Below are 15,496 nucleotides of genomic sequence, written 5' to 3'. Positions count from 1 at the left end.
GTGAAAACACCATTCTTCGATTTTTTCAGTGCGGGTGGACTGATGCCGCACGGGTTTTGCTTAAAGTGGACGCCCGGCCTGCTCTGGTCGTATGTAATTTCCGATGCGTTAATCACCCTGGCCTATTTCGCGATTGCCGTCATTCTGGCTTACGTCGTATCGCAACGCCGAGACTTGAAGTTTCGCGGCATCTATTTGATGTTCAGCTCATTTATTCTGGCCTGCGGGGCATCGCACTTGATGTCCATCTTCCTGATCTGGCAACCGTTGTATTGGTTGGATACCAGCATAAAAGCCTTGACGGCAACCATCTCCCTGGCCGCCGCCATATTGCTGCTCAAGTTGGTACCGCATGCATTGAAACTACCGAGCAATCAGCAACTGGCAGCCGAAATTGCCGTGCGCACGCAGGCGCAACTGGATCTACAGGAAAGCGAAAGCAAGCTAAAAGCCCTCAGCCAGCAACTCATCAGCCTGATAGAAGCCATTCCCGACGCCATTCTGTTCAAAGACGGCGACGGCCGCTTGTTATTCGCCAATGAGCACGCGCAACAGTTGTTCCGATTTGACGGCATGGATTGGCAGGGCAAGACCTATCTGGAGCTGGCGGATCAACAACCGGACGCACTGGATAAGCATATAAAACTATTTTCGGACGAAGAAGCGGTATGGAAGGCCGGGCACTTGATCATGTTCGAAGATCACATCGTCAACGACGAGGGCCGTTCGATCGAAATAGAGGTACGCAAAACGCCGATTTATCAGGAAAACGGCCAACGCAAAGGCATGGTGGTGATTAGCCGGGACATCAGCAACATCCGCTGGGCGGAGAGTCAATTGCGGATTGCCGAGAGGGCAATCGAATCCCAGGAAGGGATCATGATTACCGACGAAAATAATATCATCCTGCGCGTCAATAACGCCTTCACCCGGCTGACCGGTTACCAGCCGGACGAAGTAATCGGCAACAAGCCCTCGATTTTAAAATCCGGCCGCCACAGTCAAGAGTTTTACCGGGAAATGTGGGCCACACTGAAGCGCGAAAAATTCTGGCAAGGCGAAGTCTGGGACAGGCGTAAAAACGGCGACATTTACCCAAAATGGCTGACGATCAGTGTTGTGACCGGCGCGGACGGCCATACCTGCAATTATGTGGCGGCCTTTACCGACATCAGCCAGCACAAGGAAGCGCAAGCGGCCATTCATCGCCTGGCGTATTACGACCCGCTCACCGACCTGCCAAATCGCCGCCTGTTGCAAGACCGGTTGCAGCAGGCTTTACACAACAGCCGTTGCGCGCGTAAGCATGGCGCGGTGTTGATGATAGATGTCGATAATTTCAAAACGATTAACGATACTCAGGGCCACCAAATCGGCGATCAGCTATTGATAGAAATTGCCTCGCGCCTAAAGGCCTGCGTCCGTCAAGGCGATACCGTTGCCCGGTTGGGCGGCGACGAATTTATCGTGTTGCTGGAAAATCTGGGCAGCACACAAACGGAGGCAACCACGAATGCCGAAGAAGTGGCGCACAAGATATTGCGCGCCATTAACACCGGCATGTTGTTAAACGGCAAAGAACATCTCGCCTCTATCAGTATCGGAATAGCCATATTCGACGAACACAACAACTCGTTCGACGACACGCTTAGACGCGCCGACGCGGCCCTGTATCAGGCCAAGGATGCCGGCCGCAACACGTTGCGCTTCTTCGATCCGCAGATGCAGGCGTTACTGGAATCGCGCGTATTGCTGGAGTTCGATTTACGCCATGCCCAGGCCCAAGAACAGCTAAGCCTGCATTACCAACCACAGGTAGATAAAAACGCCCATATTTTTGGCGCAGAGGTGTTATTACGTTGGCAACATCCGCAAAAAGGCATGATTTCGCCGGCTGAGTTTATCCCGCTTGCCGAAGAATCCGGCTTGATTTTACCTATCGGCGAGTGGGTGTTGCAATGCGCCTGCGAGCAACTGCGGGCCTGGGAACAAAATCCGCTCACCCAGCATTTACAACTTGCGGTGAATGTGAGCGCCAGACAGTTCCGTCAGTCCGATTTCGTCGAGTCAATCTGCAGGATTCTTAACAACACAGGCGCCAACTCGGCAAAGCTCAAACTGGAATTGACTGAAAGCATGGTATTGCAAGATGTCGAGGACGCTATCGAAAAAATGCAAACGCTAAAATCATTGGGCGTACGTTTTTCGATGGACGACTTCGGCACCGGTTATTCCTCATTGAGTTATCTGAAGAAACTGCCGCTCAGCCAACTCAAAATCGATCAAAGCTTTGTGCGTGACCTTATCGTTGACCCTAACGATGCGGTGATTGCCCAAACCATTATCGGCATGGGCCACAACCTGGGCTTGAATGTCATTGCGGAAGGGGTGGAAACCCAGGATCAACGCATCTGCCTGGAGCGTATAGGCTGCGATGCCTTTCAAGGCTACCTATTCGGTAAGCCCATGCCCTTACCTGAGTTCGAACGCGTTATTCGCAGCTTGAACAGGGCGATTCGACCACAAAACATCCACACCGGCACCTAAATGGCCGTAATTTCAAGCCTTCATTGATTTTCTACACTACTTGGCGGAGGGAATGCGTGATCGTCCATCTGCCAATTTGCTGAGTCTTATAACAATAAATTTAACGGGGAAATCTTATGTTCTTGATGAACTGGCATTCGGTCGGAGTCAAAGTGGTAGCGATAACCACGGGCATCCTCTTCGTCCTGGGCTTGGGCTTGTTGTTGATGTTTGCCAACATCGAAAAACAAAAACTGATAGACCGTAAGATTGAATCTTCCCGGCAATTGCTGCTGCTTTCCGAATCGATTCGCGATAATGTAAGCAAGAAGTGGGAAAGTGGTCTTTACTCGCCGGAATACCTCCGGCAGTTGGTGCACGGCAAGGATGAAGCCAGCCGCCGCTCCCTGATTATTGCTACCGTCCCCACCGCCAACGCCTGGGACGTAATCGAGGCCAAAGCCAAGGAAGGCGGTTTTCGTTTTAAGGCGCCAGCACTTAATCCGCGTAACCCGCCCAGAAACATGCCGGATCAACTGGAACAACAGGTTCTGGCCAAATTCCAAAAAGAGCCTTCGGTAACCGAATACAGTATTGTTGACGAAGAAAAACAAGAAATTCGCTATTTCAGACCGGTGAAAATGGTCAAGCAATGCGAGCTTTGCCACGGCGACCCGAATACCTCGCAAGCCTTGTGGGGCAACGACAAGGGCCAGGATTTACTCGGTTATGCCATGGAAAACCGCCGGGCGGGCGAGCTGCACGGCGCATTCGAAATCATCACCCCCTTCAGCACCGCATTTGGCGAGTTGAAGCAAACCGTGTTTTACGCTATCGGCTTTTTGGGTTTGACACTTTTAATTATCAGTATCACCGGTTATCTGGTGATGAGCAGAATTATCATTGGCCCATTAACCGCATTGGCGCTGAATCTGCAAGCCATTTGCAGCGGCGACGGCGACTTACGTGCCAGGCTCAGCGCCTCGGGTAAGTCCGAGTTTGCCTGGGTGGCCTCAAGCTTTAATGCCTTCGTGAAAAAGATCGCCAAAACCGTTGAAGAAATCAGCGTGACCAGCGACAGGCTGGCGCAGGCCGCCAATAAGCTGGCGACTATCACCCAATCCACCCAACAAGGCGTAGAGCGGCAATTGCAAGAAACCACGCTGGTGGCCAATGCGATGAAACAAATGACCTCGACAGTACAAGAAGTTGCCAAGAACGCGATCAAGGCGTCCGAAGCCGCGGAAACGGCGGACCGGGAAGCGACGTCGGGAAAAAATATCGTCACGCAAGCGGTTGGCGGCATTAACAAACTGGCTACCGAAGTGGAAAATGCCGCCAATGTGATTCACGATCTGGAAAACGACAGCAACAGCATAGGCGAAGTATTGAGTGTGATTCAGGGCATCGCAGAGCAAACCAATTTGTTGGCGTTAAATGCGGCCATTGAAGCGGCGCGCGCCGGCGAACAAGGCCGCGGCTTTGCGGTGGTGGCGGATGAAGTCCGTACCTTGGCCAGCCGCACACAAAACTCGACGCTGGAAATCCGCCAAACCATAGAAAGGCTGCAAGGCCGGGCGAAACAAGCGGTTTCGGTGATGGAAAACGGCAGAAAACGCGCCGCGTCCAGCGTTGAGCAAGCCGCTTCGGCCGGTGATTCGATCAACACCATCAGCGAAAGAATATTTACCATCAACGACATGAATAATCAGATCGCCACCGCAGCAGAGCAACAGACGGCGGTAGCGGAAGAAATTAACCGTAATGTCAGCAATATCAGCCACGTGTCCGGAGAAACCTCCAACGGCGCCAAACATACCGCCGAGGCCTGTCGCGAGTTGCTTGAGCTGGCCAATCAATTACGCCAGACGGTTGGTCATTTTAGAATTTGACGCCATCGCGGCGCCTGTGATTCGCCGGCCGTTAACCGCCGGCGAATCACAGATTAACCAGAATCAAACCGCTGATTTTTAGTGGTTTTTCCCGCTGGAATTTGCCAAATTAATTGCTTGCCAGCGTTGCTGGCGGCCGCATCTTGCTGAAATCCACAGTATAATGCGCCGTTTTTCCTGCTAGACATCTGAGTTATGAGTCAACAAAGAAAAGCGGTGGCGCTGATTTCCGGCGGCCTGGATTCCATGCTGGCCAGCAAAGCCATCATGGAGCAAGGTATCCACGTCGAAGGTATCAACTTTTTCACCGGCTTTTGCGTAGAAGGCCACACCCATGCAATACGCAAGCAAGACGCCGACAAAGTCAAGCGCAACAACTCGCTGTGGGTGGCCGAGCAATTGGGCATCAAACTGCACATCATCGACGTCATCGAAGAATACAAAAACGTGCTGCTTAACCCCAAGCACGGCTACGGCGCCAACTTGAACCCTTGTCTGGACTGCAAGATTTTCATGGTGAATAAGGCCAAACAGTGGATGCAGGAAAACGGTTTCGATTTCATCATTACCGGCGAAGTGGTCGGCCAACGGCCCATGTCGCAACGCAAACAAACCATGCCCATCGTCGCTGCCGAATCAGGTGCCGACGATTTATTGGTCAGGCCTTTATCCGCGCAAAATTTGCCCGCCACCTTGCCGGAGCGCGAAGGCTGGATCAGCCGGGAAAAACTATTCGGCTTTAGCGGTCGGTCACGCAAACCGCAAATGACCTTGGCTAAAGAGTATGGTTTTACCGACTATGCCCAACCGGCCGGCGGCTGCTGTTTTTTGACCGACGAAGCCTATTCCTTGAAACTAGTCGATCTATGGAAAGCGCGCGGCGAACGCGATTACGATCTGGACGATGTGATGCTGCTGAAAGTGGGCAGGCATATTCGCCCCAAACCGCATTTTAAAGTCATCATTGCTCGCGAGGACGGCGAGGCCCGTTTCATGAGCGGTTATAAAAAAGAGTTTGTCAGCATGAACTGCGCCAGCCATCGCGGCCCGCTAGCCTTAATCGACGGCACGCCCAGCGAAGATGACCTGATTCAAGCCGCGCAGATTACCGCGCGCTACGGCCAGGGCCGCGAAGCCGAGCAGGTGGAAGTGACCATCCGCGACCGGGACGGAGCAGAACGTAATGTGTTTGTGAAACCTTTGCTCGCCGACGAAATTCCGGAGGCTTGGTTCGTATGAGTGCACATGTTTTAAACGCCCGCCGTTTGTTGTGCCCGTTGCCGGTGATCCGCACTCAGGACAAGGTCAAGAACTTGCAAGCCGGCGACGTGTTGACGGTGGAGTGCACCGATCCGGGCGTGATGCAGGATATTCCGGCCTGGTGTCGGATTAATGGGCATAAGGTTTTGGAGTCGCGCGCCGACAATGGCGAGTATGTGATTGTTTTGGAAGTGGGTTGAGTATTTGTGTCGCTGTCGCGACGGATTGATTTAACGTCGGGTCTCGGCCCGACAGCCGAGTGACTTTTCTTTGTTTGGCCAAAGAAAAGTCACCAAAAGAAACGCCACCCGGATGCCGCTTTGATCCTGCGCTCCGTAGCTTTCGACGGGGATCGACAGAAGGGCTTCCTGCCCCTCTGTCGATGTGCGGCATCCATGCCGCACCCCTTACGGGCTATTCCCGCCGAGAGCTCCGGTGCTCGGCGCGGCATACGGGAGGAAAACCGTCGCGATGGCGAAACGATTAATTTTTCAGCGTGGAATGATATACAGAAACCACTTAATCACTTGTTATGCACTTATATCGCGAGGACATAGACCATGAGTATATCCGTTACATTTGATTCTAATGTATGGGAAAGAATTGTAGATGAGGAAAAACGAATATCTTCCGACCCGGTCTATTCTAAGTTATTTGAGTTGATCCGATCTAAAGACATTGATGCATATTTTTTTGAGGGTCTTGCAACAATGGAGACAGTGCAGAAGAAGGATAGGAAAGATCATATTGGCAATTATCGAAGCGGATTTTCGTTTTCCGTCGATGGAGAAAAAGCAACCTACTTTGAAGGGTCAGGCTCTCCTGTTATTTCAGAATATTTAAAAAAAACAATCCCTAAAGCATTGGAATTAGGTTTTAAGTTTACCCGAATGCCACGAATCGGCGCGCCAAAACTAGAAATTTCTGATGAGTTTATAGCAGAAGACAAGAAGTATGAGCTTTCAGAGAGGCTTGATCGTTCATTTGAGTGCGCGAGGTTTATAGAAAGCATAGGATCGGGCAAAGGTCACCTAATGAATCAACTCGGAGGCTCAGATCAAGGGGTGGTGCCGAAAACTAAGGTTAATGTCAGCATAACGGATAAAAAATATTCGAAGGCTTATGGAGAGTGGGTGGATGGTGATGCATTAGCTGCTAACTATGGTTACGGAATAGATTTTTTTTGTACCAATGATCGAGCCTCGGGCGCAGGAAGGTCGTCTATATTTCACGCAGACAACCTTTCCCAATTAGAAAGCAAATACCCTGTGAATGTAATTTCTCCGGAGGATCTTCTGTCGAGGATGGAAAGTACCAACGCGGTAAGGTGCAATCTTTGACGCGTGGGCAATCCTTAACGCGGTAAGTTGCAATCCGTAGGGCGTCAATAGGCAAAGCCGTATTGCGCCGCATGTTGGCCTTCGATTATTCGGTGCATTACGCTATCGCTAATGCACCCTACGAGGGTTAAATAAAAGGCTTTGGGGCACGAATTACTTGACAAACCCCGGGATGGTTTTGTCCCGTATGCCGCGCCGAGCATCGCAGCTTTTACCGAAATTGGCCCGATAGGGGAGCGGCAAGGATGCCGCTCGTTGACGAAGGGGCAGGAGCCCCTTTCGTCAACCTTCGGTAAAAGCGAGAAGCGCAGGATCAAAGCGGCATCCGGGTCGCCTTTTCTTTGGATACTTTCTTTTGGCGACGCAAAAGAAAGTATCTCGGCTGTCGGGCCGAGACCCGACATTAAAATACTGGTCGCGATAGCGACACAAATTAACAGGTTACAACAATGGCATCCCGTATGCCGCGCCGAGCACCGGAGCTTTTGGACGGATCAGCCCGCAGGGGCGATGCATGGATGCATCGCGTTGCCGAAGGGGCAGGAAGCCCCTTTCGGCAACCCCGTTCAAAAGCGAGGAGCGCAGGATCAAAGCGGCATCCGGGTGTCTTTTCTTTTGGATACTTTTCTTTGGACAAGCAAAGAAAAGTATCTCGGCTGTCGGGCCGAGACCCGACTTTAAAATACTGGTCGCGATAGCGACACAAATTAACAGGTTACAACAATGGCAGTAGGACAAATCAACTTCCCCACCATGCATGCCGTAAACGGCATCAAACTCGGCACCTGCAATGCCGGCATCAAGCAAACCGTCCGCGACGATATTTTAGTCATCGAAATGGCGGACGGCGGTACTTGTGCGGCGGTATTTACCCAAAATGCCTTTTGCGCGGCGCCGGTACATATCGCCAAAGCCCATTTATCGCAAAATCCGCGCTGGTTGCTGGTCAATTCCGGCAACGCCAATGCCGGCACCGGTAAGCAAGGCCTGCAAGATGCCTTTGCTTGCTGCGCCAATCTGGCCGGTGAAGTGGAGGCCTTAGCACAACAGGTTTTACCGTTCTCTACCGGCGTCATCGGCGAACCCCTGCCGGTGGAAAAACTCACGGCAGCATTGCCAAGCGCAGTCGCAAACTTGGCTGAGGCGCATTGGGACCAAGCCGCGCGCGCGATCATGACCACCGATACCTTCCCTAAGGGCGCGTCGGTCGTTATCGATATAGCCGGCCACCCGGTGACGATAACCGGCATTTCCAAAGGCGCCGGCATGATTCAACCCAATATGGCCACTATGCTGGGTTTTGTGGCCACCGATGCCAATATCGAGCAGTCTCTGTTGCAAGAATGCCTGTCCGCGGCAGCGGAGAAATCCTTTAATCGCATTACCGTCGATGGCGACACCTCGACTAACGACGCCTGCGTGTTGCTGGCCAGCGGCAGTAGTGCAGCCCCGGAAATTCTGGCCGACAGCCCAGAGTATGCAGCATTCGCCGAGGCGGTTATGGCGGTTTGCAAACGCCTGGCGGAACTGATTATTCGCGACGGCGAAGGCGCTACCAAGCTGATGAGGATCGTCGTCGAACAGGCGCGCGACAGTGCAGAGGCTGTACAAGTCGCCAAAACCATTGCCCATTCGCCCTTGGTGAAAACCGCGTTTTTTGCCAGCGACCCCAATTGGGGCCGAATTTTAGCGGCTGTCGGCCGGGCCGGGGTTGAAAACATGGATCTGGAGAAAATCGAAATTTACCTGGGCACGGTGTGCATCGTCGAAAACGGCGGCAGGGCTCGCTCATACACCGAACAAGACGGCCAGCGCGTGATGAATCAGGAGGAAATCGTCGTGACCGTCCGATTGGGACGCGGCGCAGCCAGCGAGGAAGTATTGACCTGCGACTTTTCCTACGACTACGTGAAAATCAACGCCGAATACCGTACCTAAGCGGCAAAAAGTATGTCAACCGATAAGCAGCGTCTGCATGTCGCGGTGGGTGTGATCCGCGACGGCAACGGCCGAATTTTGATTACCCAACGCGCCAAACACGCGCATCAAGGCGGCTTGTGGGAATTCCCGGGCGGCAAACTGGAAGCTGGTGAACCGGTGCAACAGGCACTAGCGCGCGAGCTGGCGGAAGAAGTCGGTATTCAGGTACAAACTGCCGCGCCGCTGATCAAAATCAACCACGACTACGGCGACAGGCATGTGTTATTGGATGTCTGGAATGTCACCGCTTTTGCCGGCCAGGCCAAAGGCTGTGAGGGCCAGCCAATGCGCTGGATTGCTGCCGAGCAACTAAGGGATTTCCGCTTCCCCGCCGCCAACTTACCCATCATCGCCGCCGCGCAACTTCCGCATTACTACGCGATCCTGGAAGGCCGCAGCGCCGCAGAAGCGCTAGACAATTGCCAACGGATTATGACCAACGACATAAAACTGCTGCAATTTCGCGTCAAGTCTTTACCGATTGACGATTTGCAAACTGTCTTCGAGCAGGTTTCTCAACTTTGCCGGCAACAACAGGTTAACTTGCTAGTCAACGCCGATTTGCCTATCGATACCACCAACACGCCAGGCCTGCACCTGAGTAGCCGCGCCTTGCTGGCCTGCCATGAGCGACCAAACCGCTATCGCTGGGTAGCGGCGTCTTGTCATAACCTTGATGAACTCCGACACGCGGAAACGCTAGGCTTGGACTTTGCGGTTTTAGCCCCTATCCAAGCAACCGCATCTCATCCCGACACGCCACCATTAGGCTGGCAGGCCTTGGCCCAATTGCTTGAGCACATCAATTTACCGGTGTTTGCTTTGGGTGGTTTAGGCAGGCACGACTTGGATCGAGCGCTTGCCGCCGGCGCACAAGGCGTAGCCGGCATCAGCGCATTTTTAACGGCAGATTAGTCTGAAAGAACAGTTAGTAGGAATCGAATTCCGAATTTTCGTCGTCTTCGTCAAGCAGTGGCGGACCAGGGATCTTGTGGGCTTCGGTAGCCCAATCGCCTAAATCGATCAGTTTGCAACGTTCCGAGCAGAACGGTTTGAATGTTTCGGCAGCTATCCAGGCTACCGGCTTGCGACAAGTAGGGCACGCCACCATAGTCGGGGTATTCGCAGTCATCAGAACATGCAGCGGGTCAAGGAAAATTCGATATCGTCAAGCGTCTGGCTGGGCCGGTTTTCATCGACAGACGGGTTCATAAAACGAATGCTGAACCGATGCTTGCCGCCGCTGATTTCCGCAAAACAAGGCATATCCGCGGCCAACCCCACGCGTAGCAATTGCACCGGATGATTTTTATTGTCCAGCGCCAATTGGAAAAATCCGGCCTTGGCAAGTTCCTGCGTCGGCACACTGCTTTGCCGAATAAACCCCAGGATCAAATCGATGGCTACCCGAATATCCACGAACGGCTGAGTCCAGCGTTCCAGGTCTTTTTGCTGTTCGGCTTCGTGTTGCTCCAGCCAGTAATGAAAGGCCGGCAAATCGAAGGAACAGCTGCCGCCGGGAATAGAATTACGCTGCGAAATACTTTGAAACAAATCGCTTTCCATCACACTGATGCCGATTTTACCGTTGGCGCCATACAAATTGCGACTGGCCTGATTCAGCTCGGCGAGAATCTCCTGCAATTTTTCGTCGTCGACGCCATGGTTATGCGCCAGCTGATTCAGTACTTTGGTGTGCCTATCCAGCTCCTTGATCAGCTCGGACTTCAAGTCGCTACGGCTGAAGATCATCAAGATGTCGAGTAAAACCGAAATGGCGGCGCGTTTATCGAAGACCGAAGCGCCCAACATGAAATGACTGAGCTGTTGAAAGAGTTGCTCCAAGCGCATAAACACCCGAATTCGTTCATTAAGAGGGAATTCGTAGATAGTTTGTGTATTCAAGCCGATTGTGTCCTGACGGTGGCTAATAAAATGTAGGAATTGTGCAGTCTTTTAACCTGTTCTGCAAGCTGCTCCGGGCCGGCCACATTCTCGATGACATCGTGCGCTTTGCTCAAACGTTCTGGTCGCGACATCTGGCTGTCGATAATGGCTTGCACTTGCTGGCGCGTGAGTTTGTCGCGGGCGATAACCCGTGCTATTTGCACATCCACCGGGCAATCGATTAATAAAACCCGATCCACAGCATAAGGATTTTTCGACTCCAGCAACAGCGGCACGGCAATAACGCAATAGTCAGCCGTCAGAGCATTTACATCCGCCGCGATTTGCGCGTAAACCAAGGGATGCATGATGCCATCCAATTCACGTTTTTTATCCGCATCGGTAAATACCGCGTCGCGCAGCCTGGCTCGATTCAAGCTACCGTCCTGGTTGATCATCTGCGATCCAAAAGACCTAACGATCAGCGATAAGGCCGGCTGCCCTGGCTCTACCAACTGCTTGGCAATCAGGTCGGCATCGACAATGGGGACACCAAACTCAGCAAACAAACCACAGACCGTGGATTTACCGCTGCCTATGCCGCCCGTCAGACCTATCTTCAGCATCGCCTACAGACCGGCAATATGCAGATATAAGGCATTCATCTCCGGCCCGAACAGCATCGCCAGCCAGCCGGCCATGGCCAGATAAGGCCCAAATGGAATTGGTTTGCCGGCATCGCGTTTGCCGAACACGATCATCGCGATGCCGATGACGGCGCCCACCAACGATGACAATAGAATAATCAGCGGCAGATATTGCCAGCCCAGCCAGGCACCGAACAGCGCCAGCAGTTTGAAATCGCCATAGCCCATGCCTTCCTTGCCGGTCAGCAATTTGAACAGCTGATAAACGCTCCACAGACTCAAATAGCCTGCCACCGCACCAATAATCGCGTCGTGGCTATTCGTGTAAATATCAAACAGGCTTAACAGCAGACCCAGCCACAGCATCGGCAGCGTGATCGAATCCGGTAACAATTGCTGATCAATGTCGATAAAACTCAATGCAATCAAACACCAAGTCAACGGCAATGCAAACGCTAAAGCCCAGCCGTATCCGAAATGCCAAGCCAGTACCGCAGAGCACAGACCGGTAAACGCCTCGATAAGCGGATAACGAATGGCGATTTTCACCCGGCAATGTCCACATCTACCACCCAACAACAGATAACTGATGACCGGAATATTCTGATAGGCTTTGATTTCGGTTTTGCAAGATGGGCAATGCGAGGCCGGCAACATCAGGTTGAACACTTCGGTTGCTTCGGCATGCGGCAGTTGCAAGTATTCGTGGCATTCTCGGCGCCAACCTGCCTGCATCATCACCGGCAAACGGTAGATCACCACGTTTAGAAAGCTGCCGACCAACAGGCCCAGTACGCAAACGACGCCGATCAGAAAAAGCGGATATTGTTGTAGAGTGGCAAAAACCATGAGGAAGAGAGGATGTCTGTAATTCGGCCCCGGCGCTCGGCGCAACGATAACGAGCGCCGGGGAGTAGCAAAACTAAATAGCCGCGCCCAGCTTGAAGATAGGCAGATACATCGCGACGATCAAACCGCCGACCAGGATACCCAAGATCACCATGATGATGGGCTCCATCAAACTGCTCAAGTTATCGACTAGGTTATCGACTTCTTCTTCGTAAAAGTCGGCGACTTTATCCAGCATCGCATCAATGGAACCGGATTCCTCGCCGATCGCCACCATCTGCACCACCATATTCGGAAACATACCGGTCGTCTCCAAGGCAAACTTCAATTGTTGACCAGTGGATACGTCGTCTCGCACCTTCATCACTGCTTCATAGAACAAAATATTGCCGCAGGCACCGGCTACCGAAACCAAGGCTTCTACCAAGGGCACGCCAGCCGCCGACATGGTGGACAGCGTTCTGGCGAAACGGGCGATGGCCGATTTTTCCAGAATCATACCCACCACCGGAATCTTCAGCAGGGTCTTATCCAGAAAGTGGTTAAACGCTTTGGAGCGCTTTTTAAAGTAGCTAAAGGTATAAGCAACGGCAACGATCACGCCTACCACTGCCCACCACCATTCCTGTACCCAAGCCGACAGCTCGATGACGAACTGAGTAAAGGCCGGCAAATCGGCACCGAAACCTTTAAACAAATCCTCGAATACCGGCACCACAAAAATCAGCAAAATCGCGGTCACGATAAACGCTACGACCAATACCGCAATTGGGTAGGTCAAGGCTTTTTTGACTTTCTTTTTGATCGATTCGGTTTTTTCCTTGTAAGTGGCAATCTTGTCCAACAAGGTTTCCAATACCCCGGCATGTTCGCCGGCCTCAACCAGATTGCAGAACAAGGCGTCGAAATAGAGCGGCTTGCGGCTCAGGGCCTGCGCCAGAGTATCGCCGCCTTCAACATCCGTTTTTATCGATAGCAGCAATTCCGACATGCTGGCATTGTCGTGCCCCTTGCCGATGATGTCGAAAGATTGCACCAAGGGCACACCTGCGGCTAGCATCGTCGCCAACTGTCTGGCGAACACCGCGATGTCGCCGGGCGTAATTTTCTGCACTCTGGCACCGAACAAGGGCTTGGATTTGGCTTTGATACCGACTACCCGGATACCCATCCGCCTTAATTCGGCGCGGGCAATCACCTCGCTCTTGGCGCTGATGGTGCCTTTGGTTTTCTTGTTTTGCCTATCGAAACCGTCCCAATTAAACTCGATTTGCTCTTCTTGCTTTGCCATGTTTATTCCTTGGTGACCCGGTCAATTTCTTGCAGCGAGGTAATGCCTTGCTTGATTTTTAACAGCCCGGACATTCTTAAATCGTTAATCCCTTCACTTTTCGACAATTCCGCCATTTGCATGGAGTTGCCGCCGTTCAAAATCAGCGCGCGCATTTTTTCAGTGATAGGCATCACCTGATAGATACCCACCCTGCCCTTGTAACCGTTATTGCAATGTTCACAACCCACCGGGCCGTAGACTTTGAACGTACCGATTTCTTCCTGCTTAAACCCAGCCGACAGCAAGGCACTTTCAGGGTAATCGACTTCTTGCTTGCAATGCTCACACAAGCGCCGGGCCAGCCGCTGCGCCATAATCAACACCACCGCCGAAACGATATTGAAAGGCTCTATGCCCATCTGCACCAGACGGTTGATAGTTTGCGGCGCATCATTGGTGTGCAGCGTAGATAACACCATATGACCGGTTTGCGCAGCCTTGACCGCGATGCTGGCGGTTTCCAAGTCGCGAATCTCGCCGACCATAATGATGTCCGGGTCTTGCCGCAAAAACGCCCGCAGCGCCTCGGCAAAGGTCAGGCCGGCTTTTGGATTGACATTGACCTGGTTGATGCCTTCCACGGTGATCTCTACCGGATCTTCGGCAGTGGAAATATTGGTTTCAATGCTGTTCAAAATATTCAGCCCGGTATACAGCGATACGGTTTTACCGCTACCGGTCGGCCCGGTGACCAACACCATGCCGTAAGGCTTGTGAATCGCCTCCAAAAAGTTTTTCTGCTGTTCCGGCTCGAAACCGAGCTTCTCGATACCGATCTGCGCACTGGTGGGATCGAGAATCCGCAGCACCACTTTTTCACCGAACAACGTCGGACAAGTGTTAACCCGAAAATCGATCGCCCGATTCTTGGAAATCTGCATCTTGATCCGGCCGTCTTGCGGCACCCGGCGTTCGGCGATGTCCATTCTGGACATGACTTTCAGCCTGGAAATAATCCGGTTAGCAATCCCCACCGGCGGACTGGCTACCTCCGATAAAATACCGTCGGCACGAAAGCGGATGCGGAATTTTTTCTCGAAGGGCTCCATGTGGATATCCGACACCCCGCGCTTGATTGAATCCAGCAAAATCTTATTCACAAAGCGAACGATAGGCGCGTCGTCAATATCCGAGCCCATCCCCTCGTCGGCGGGCTTAGCTTCGTCTCCTGCGGAAATATCGATATTGTCCAGATCGTCGTCCAACAGATCCTTCATCGACGTATCGGCAGCTTCCAGTGCCGTGTCTATCATTCGGATCAGCTTGTCTTCTTCAACCAGAATATTTTCGGTATTGTGCCGGGTATGGAATTTGATCTCGTCCAGCGCCTGAAAATTGGTCGGATCGGCGGTTGCGACAAACAAGCGATTGCCGCGCTTGAATAAAGGTAAGGCGTGATGCTGGCGAATCAATTTCTCGCTGACCAGCTTGATTGGCAGAAATGACGGATCTATCGCGTCCAGATCGAAAAACGGAACACCAAACTCCGCCGAAGCCAGCGTGGCCACGGTTTTGCTGTCCGCGTACTTATGCTCAACCAAATAGCTTATAAACGCTTGTTTGCGCTTCTGCGCCTCCTGTAGGCAGGTCGCCGCCGATTCCTCGGTCAACAAACCTTTCTGAATCAGGCATTTGACCAAGCCGCTGAAATGGATGTTAGAAGGTACTGTCGCCATGAAAAAAGTCTGGATTGGTTTTACTGCAACTATGTGCTGCAACTATAGATGAAGTAAGGATTTTATCCAAACTCATCAAGCCATGCTTAAGACTTTAACACGGTTG

At 52.3% G+C, this 15,496-nt stretch carries 13 protein-coding genes; 7 read left to right on the top strand and 6 right to left on the bottom strand.

Annotated elements, in window-relative coordinates; all coding sequences use genetic code 11:
* The 7 genes from G006_RS25860 (at position 1) to G006_RS0117725 (ending at position 9,913) form a co-directional block, all read left to right on the top strand.
* Positions 1-2,547: a putative bifunctional diguanylate cyclase/phosphodiesterase gene (locus G006_RS25860; RefSeq protein WP_020484573.1), complete on the top strand. Its 2,547-nt coding sequence runs from the start codon at positions 1-3 to the stop codon at positions 2,545-2,547.
* Between the two features lie 116 nt (positions 2,548-2,663).
* Positions 2,664-4,418: a methyl-accepting chemotaxis protein gene (locus G006_RS0117760; RefSeq protein WP_020484572.1), complete on the top strand. Its 1,755-nt coding sequence runs from the start codon at positions 2,664-2,666 to the stop codon at positions 4,416-4,418.
* A 195-nt stretch (positions 4,419-4,613) separates the two neighbouring features.
* Positions 4,614-5,657, top strand: coding sequence for a tRNA (5-methylaminomethyl-2-thiouridylate)-methyltransferase (locus G006_RS0117750; protein ID WP_020484570.1), 1,044 nt, complete (start codon positions 4,614-4,616; stop codon positions 5,655-5,657).
* Positions 5,654-5,878 (top strand): sulfurtransferase TusA family protein, encoded by a 225-nt coding sequence (locus G006_RS0117745; RefSeq protein ID WP_020484569.1) that lies wholly within the window; start codon positions 5,654-5,656, stop codon positions 5,876-5,878. The genes G006_RS0117750 and G006_RS0117745 overlap by 4 nt, the downstream gene beginning before the upstream one ends.
* Before the next feature lie 360 nt (positions 5,879-6,238).
* Positions 6,239-7,018 carry a hypothetical protein gene (locus G006_RS0117740; protein WP_020484568.1) on the top strand — a complete coding sequence of 260 codons (780 nt, stop codon included), beginning with the start codon at positions 6,239-6,241 and terminating at the stop codon, positions 7,016-7,018.
* Between the two features lie 723 nt (positions 7,019-7,741).
* Positions 7,742-8,956 carry a bifunctional glutamate N-acetyltransferase/amino-acid acetyltransferase ArgJ gene (gene argJ, locus G006_RS0117730; protein ID WP_026147139.1) on the top strand — a complete coding sequence of 405 codons (1,215 nt, stop codon included), beginning with the start codon at positions 7,742-7,744 and terminating at the stop codon, positions 8,954-8,956.
* Positions 8,957-8,968: 12 nt separating this feature from the next.
* Complete coding sequence (locus G006_RS0117725) at positions 8,969-9,913, top strand: Nudix family hydrolase (RefSeq protein WP_020484565.1); 945 nt, start codon at positions 8,969-8,971, stop codon at positions 9,911-9,913.
* Positions 9,914-9,926: 13 nt separating this feature from the next.
* On the opposite strand, the gene yacG is transcribed toward G006_RS0117725, so the two are convergent.
* The 6 genes from yacG to pilB form a co-directional block, all read right to left on the bottom strand.
* On the bottom strand, positions 9,927-10,130 hold the full coding sequence (yacG, locus tag G006_RS0117720; protein WP_020484564.1) for a DNA gyrase inhibitor YacG: 204 nt from the start codon (positions 10,128-10,130) through the stop codon (positions 9,927-9,929).
* Complete coding sequence (gene zapD, locus G006_RS0117715; RefSeq protein WP_026147138.1) at positions 10,130-10,903, bottom strand: cell division protein ZapD; 774 nt, start codon at positions 10,901-10,903, stop codon at positions 10,130-10,132. The genes yacG and zapD overlap by 1 nt, the downstream gene beginning before the upstream one ends.
* Entirely contained in the window at positions 10,900-11,511 is a 612-nt protein-coding gene (gene coaE, locus G006_RS0117710) for a dephospho-CoA kinase (protein ID WP_020484562.1), read from the bottom strand. Before coaE ends, zapD begins: the two co-directional genes overlap by 4 nt.
* A gap of 3 nt (positions 11,512-11,514) precedes the next feature.
* A complete protein-coding gene (locus tag G006_RS0117705) occupies positions 11,515-12,381 on the bottom strand; it encodes a prepilin peptidase (protein WP_020484561.1) in 867 nt (288 codons plus the stop codon).
* 73 nt (positions 12,382-12,454) lie between these two features.
* Positions 12,455-13,672, bottom strand: a complete 1,218-nt coding sequence (locus G006_RS0117700; protein WP_020484560.1) for a type II secretion system F family protein — start codon at positions 13,670-13,672, stop codon at positions 12,455-12,457.
* A 2-nt stretch (positions 13,673-13,674) separates the two neighbouring features.
* Positions 13,675-15,390, bottom strand: coding sequence for a type IV-A pilus assembly ATPase PilB (pilB, locus tag G006_RS0117695; protein ID WP_020484559.1), 1,716 nt, complete (start codon positions 15,388-15,390; stop codon positions 13,675-13,677).
* Between the last annotated feature and the right edge of the window lie 106 nt (positions 15,391-15,496).

Origin of the sequence: Methylomonas sp. MK1, from assembly GCF_000365425.1 — a bacterium.
Taxonomy (GTDB): domain Bacteria; phylum Pseudomonadota; class Gammaproteobacteria; order Methylococcales; family Methylomonadaceae; genus Methylomonas.
This window is presented reverse-complemented; position numbering and strand designations above follow the sequence as displayed.

Coding starts and splice junctions, on each gene's coding strand:
- pilB (WP_020484559.1), bottom strand. CDS start 15,390: ATGGCGACAGTACCTTCTAACATCCATTTCAGCGGCTTGGTCAAATGC.
- G006_RS0117760 (WP_020484572.1), top strand. CDS start 2,664: ATGTTCTTGATGAACTGGCATTCGGTCGGAGTCAAAGTGGTAGCGATA.
- G006_RS0117740 (WP_020484568.1), top strand. CDS start 6,239: ATGAGTATATCCGTTACATTTGATTCTAATGTATGGGAAAGAATTGTA.
- argJ (WP_026147139.1), top strand. CDS start 7,742: ATGGCAGTAGGACAAATCAACTTCCCCACCATGCATGCCGTAAACGGC.
- G006_RS0117700 (WP_020484560.1), bottom strand. CDS start 13,672: ATGGCAAAGCAAGAAGAGCAAATCGAGTTTAATTGGGACGGTTTCGAT.
- G006_RS0117705 (WP_020484561.1), bottom strand. CDS start 12,381: ATGGTTTTTGCCACTCTACAACAATATCCGCTTTTTCTGATCGGCGTC.
- G006_RS0117750 (WP_020484570.1), top strand. CDS start 4,614: ATGAGTCAACAAAGAAAAGCGGTGGCGCTGATTTCCGGCGGCCTGGAT.
- G006_RS0117725 (WP_020484565.1), top strand. CDS start 8,969: ATGTCAACCGATAAGCAGCGTCTGCATGTCGCGGTGGGTGTGATCCGC.
- yacG (WP_020484564.1), bottom strand. CDS start 10,130: ATGACTGCGAATACCCCGACTATGGTGGCGTGCCCTACTTGTCGCAAG.
- coaE (WP_020484562.1), bottom strand. CDS start 11,511: ATGCTGAAGATAGGTCTGACGGGCGGCATAGGCAGCGGTAAATCCACG.
- G006_RS0117745 (WP_020484569.1), top strand. CDS start 5,654: ATGAGTGCACATGTTTTAAACGCCCGCCGTTTGTTGTGCCCGTTGCCG.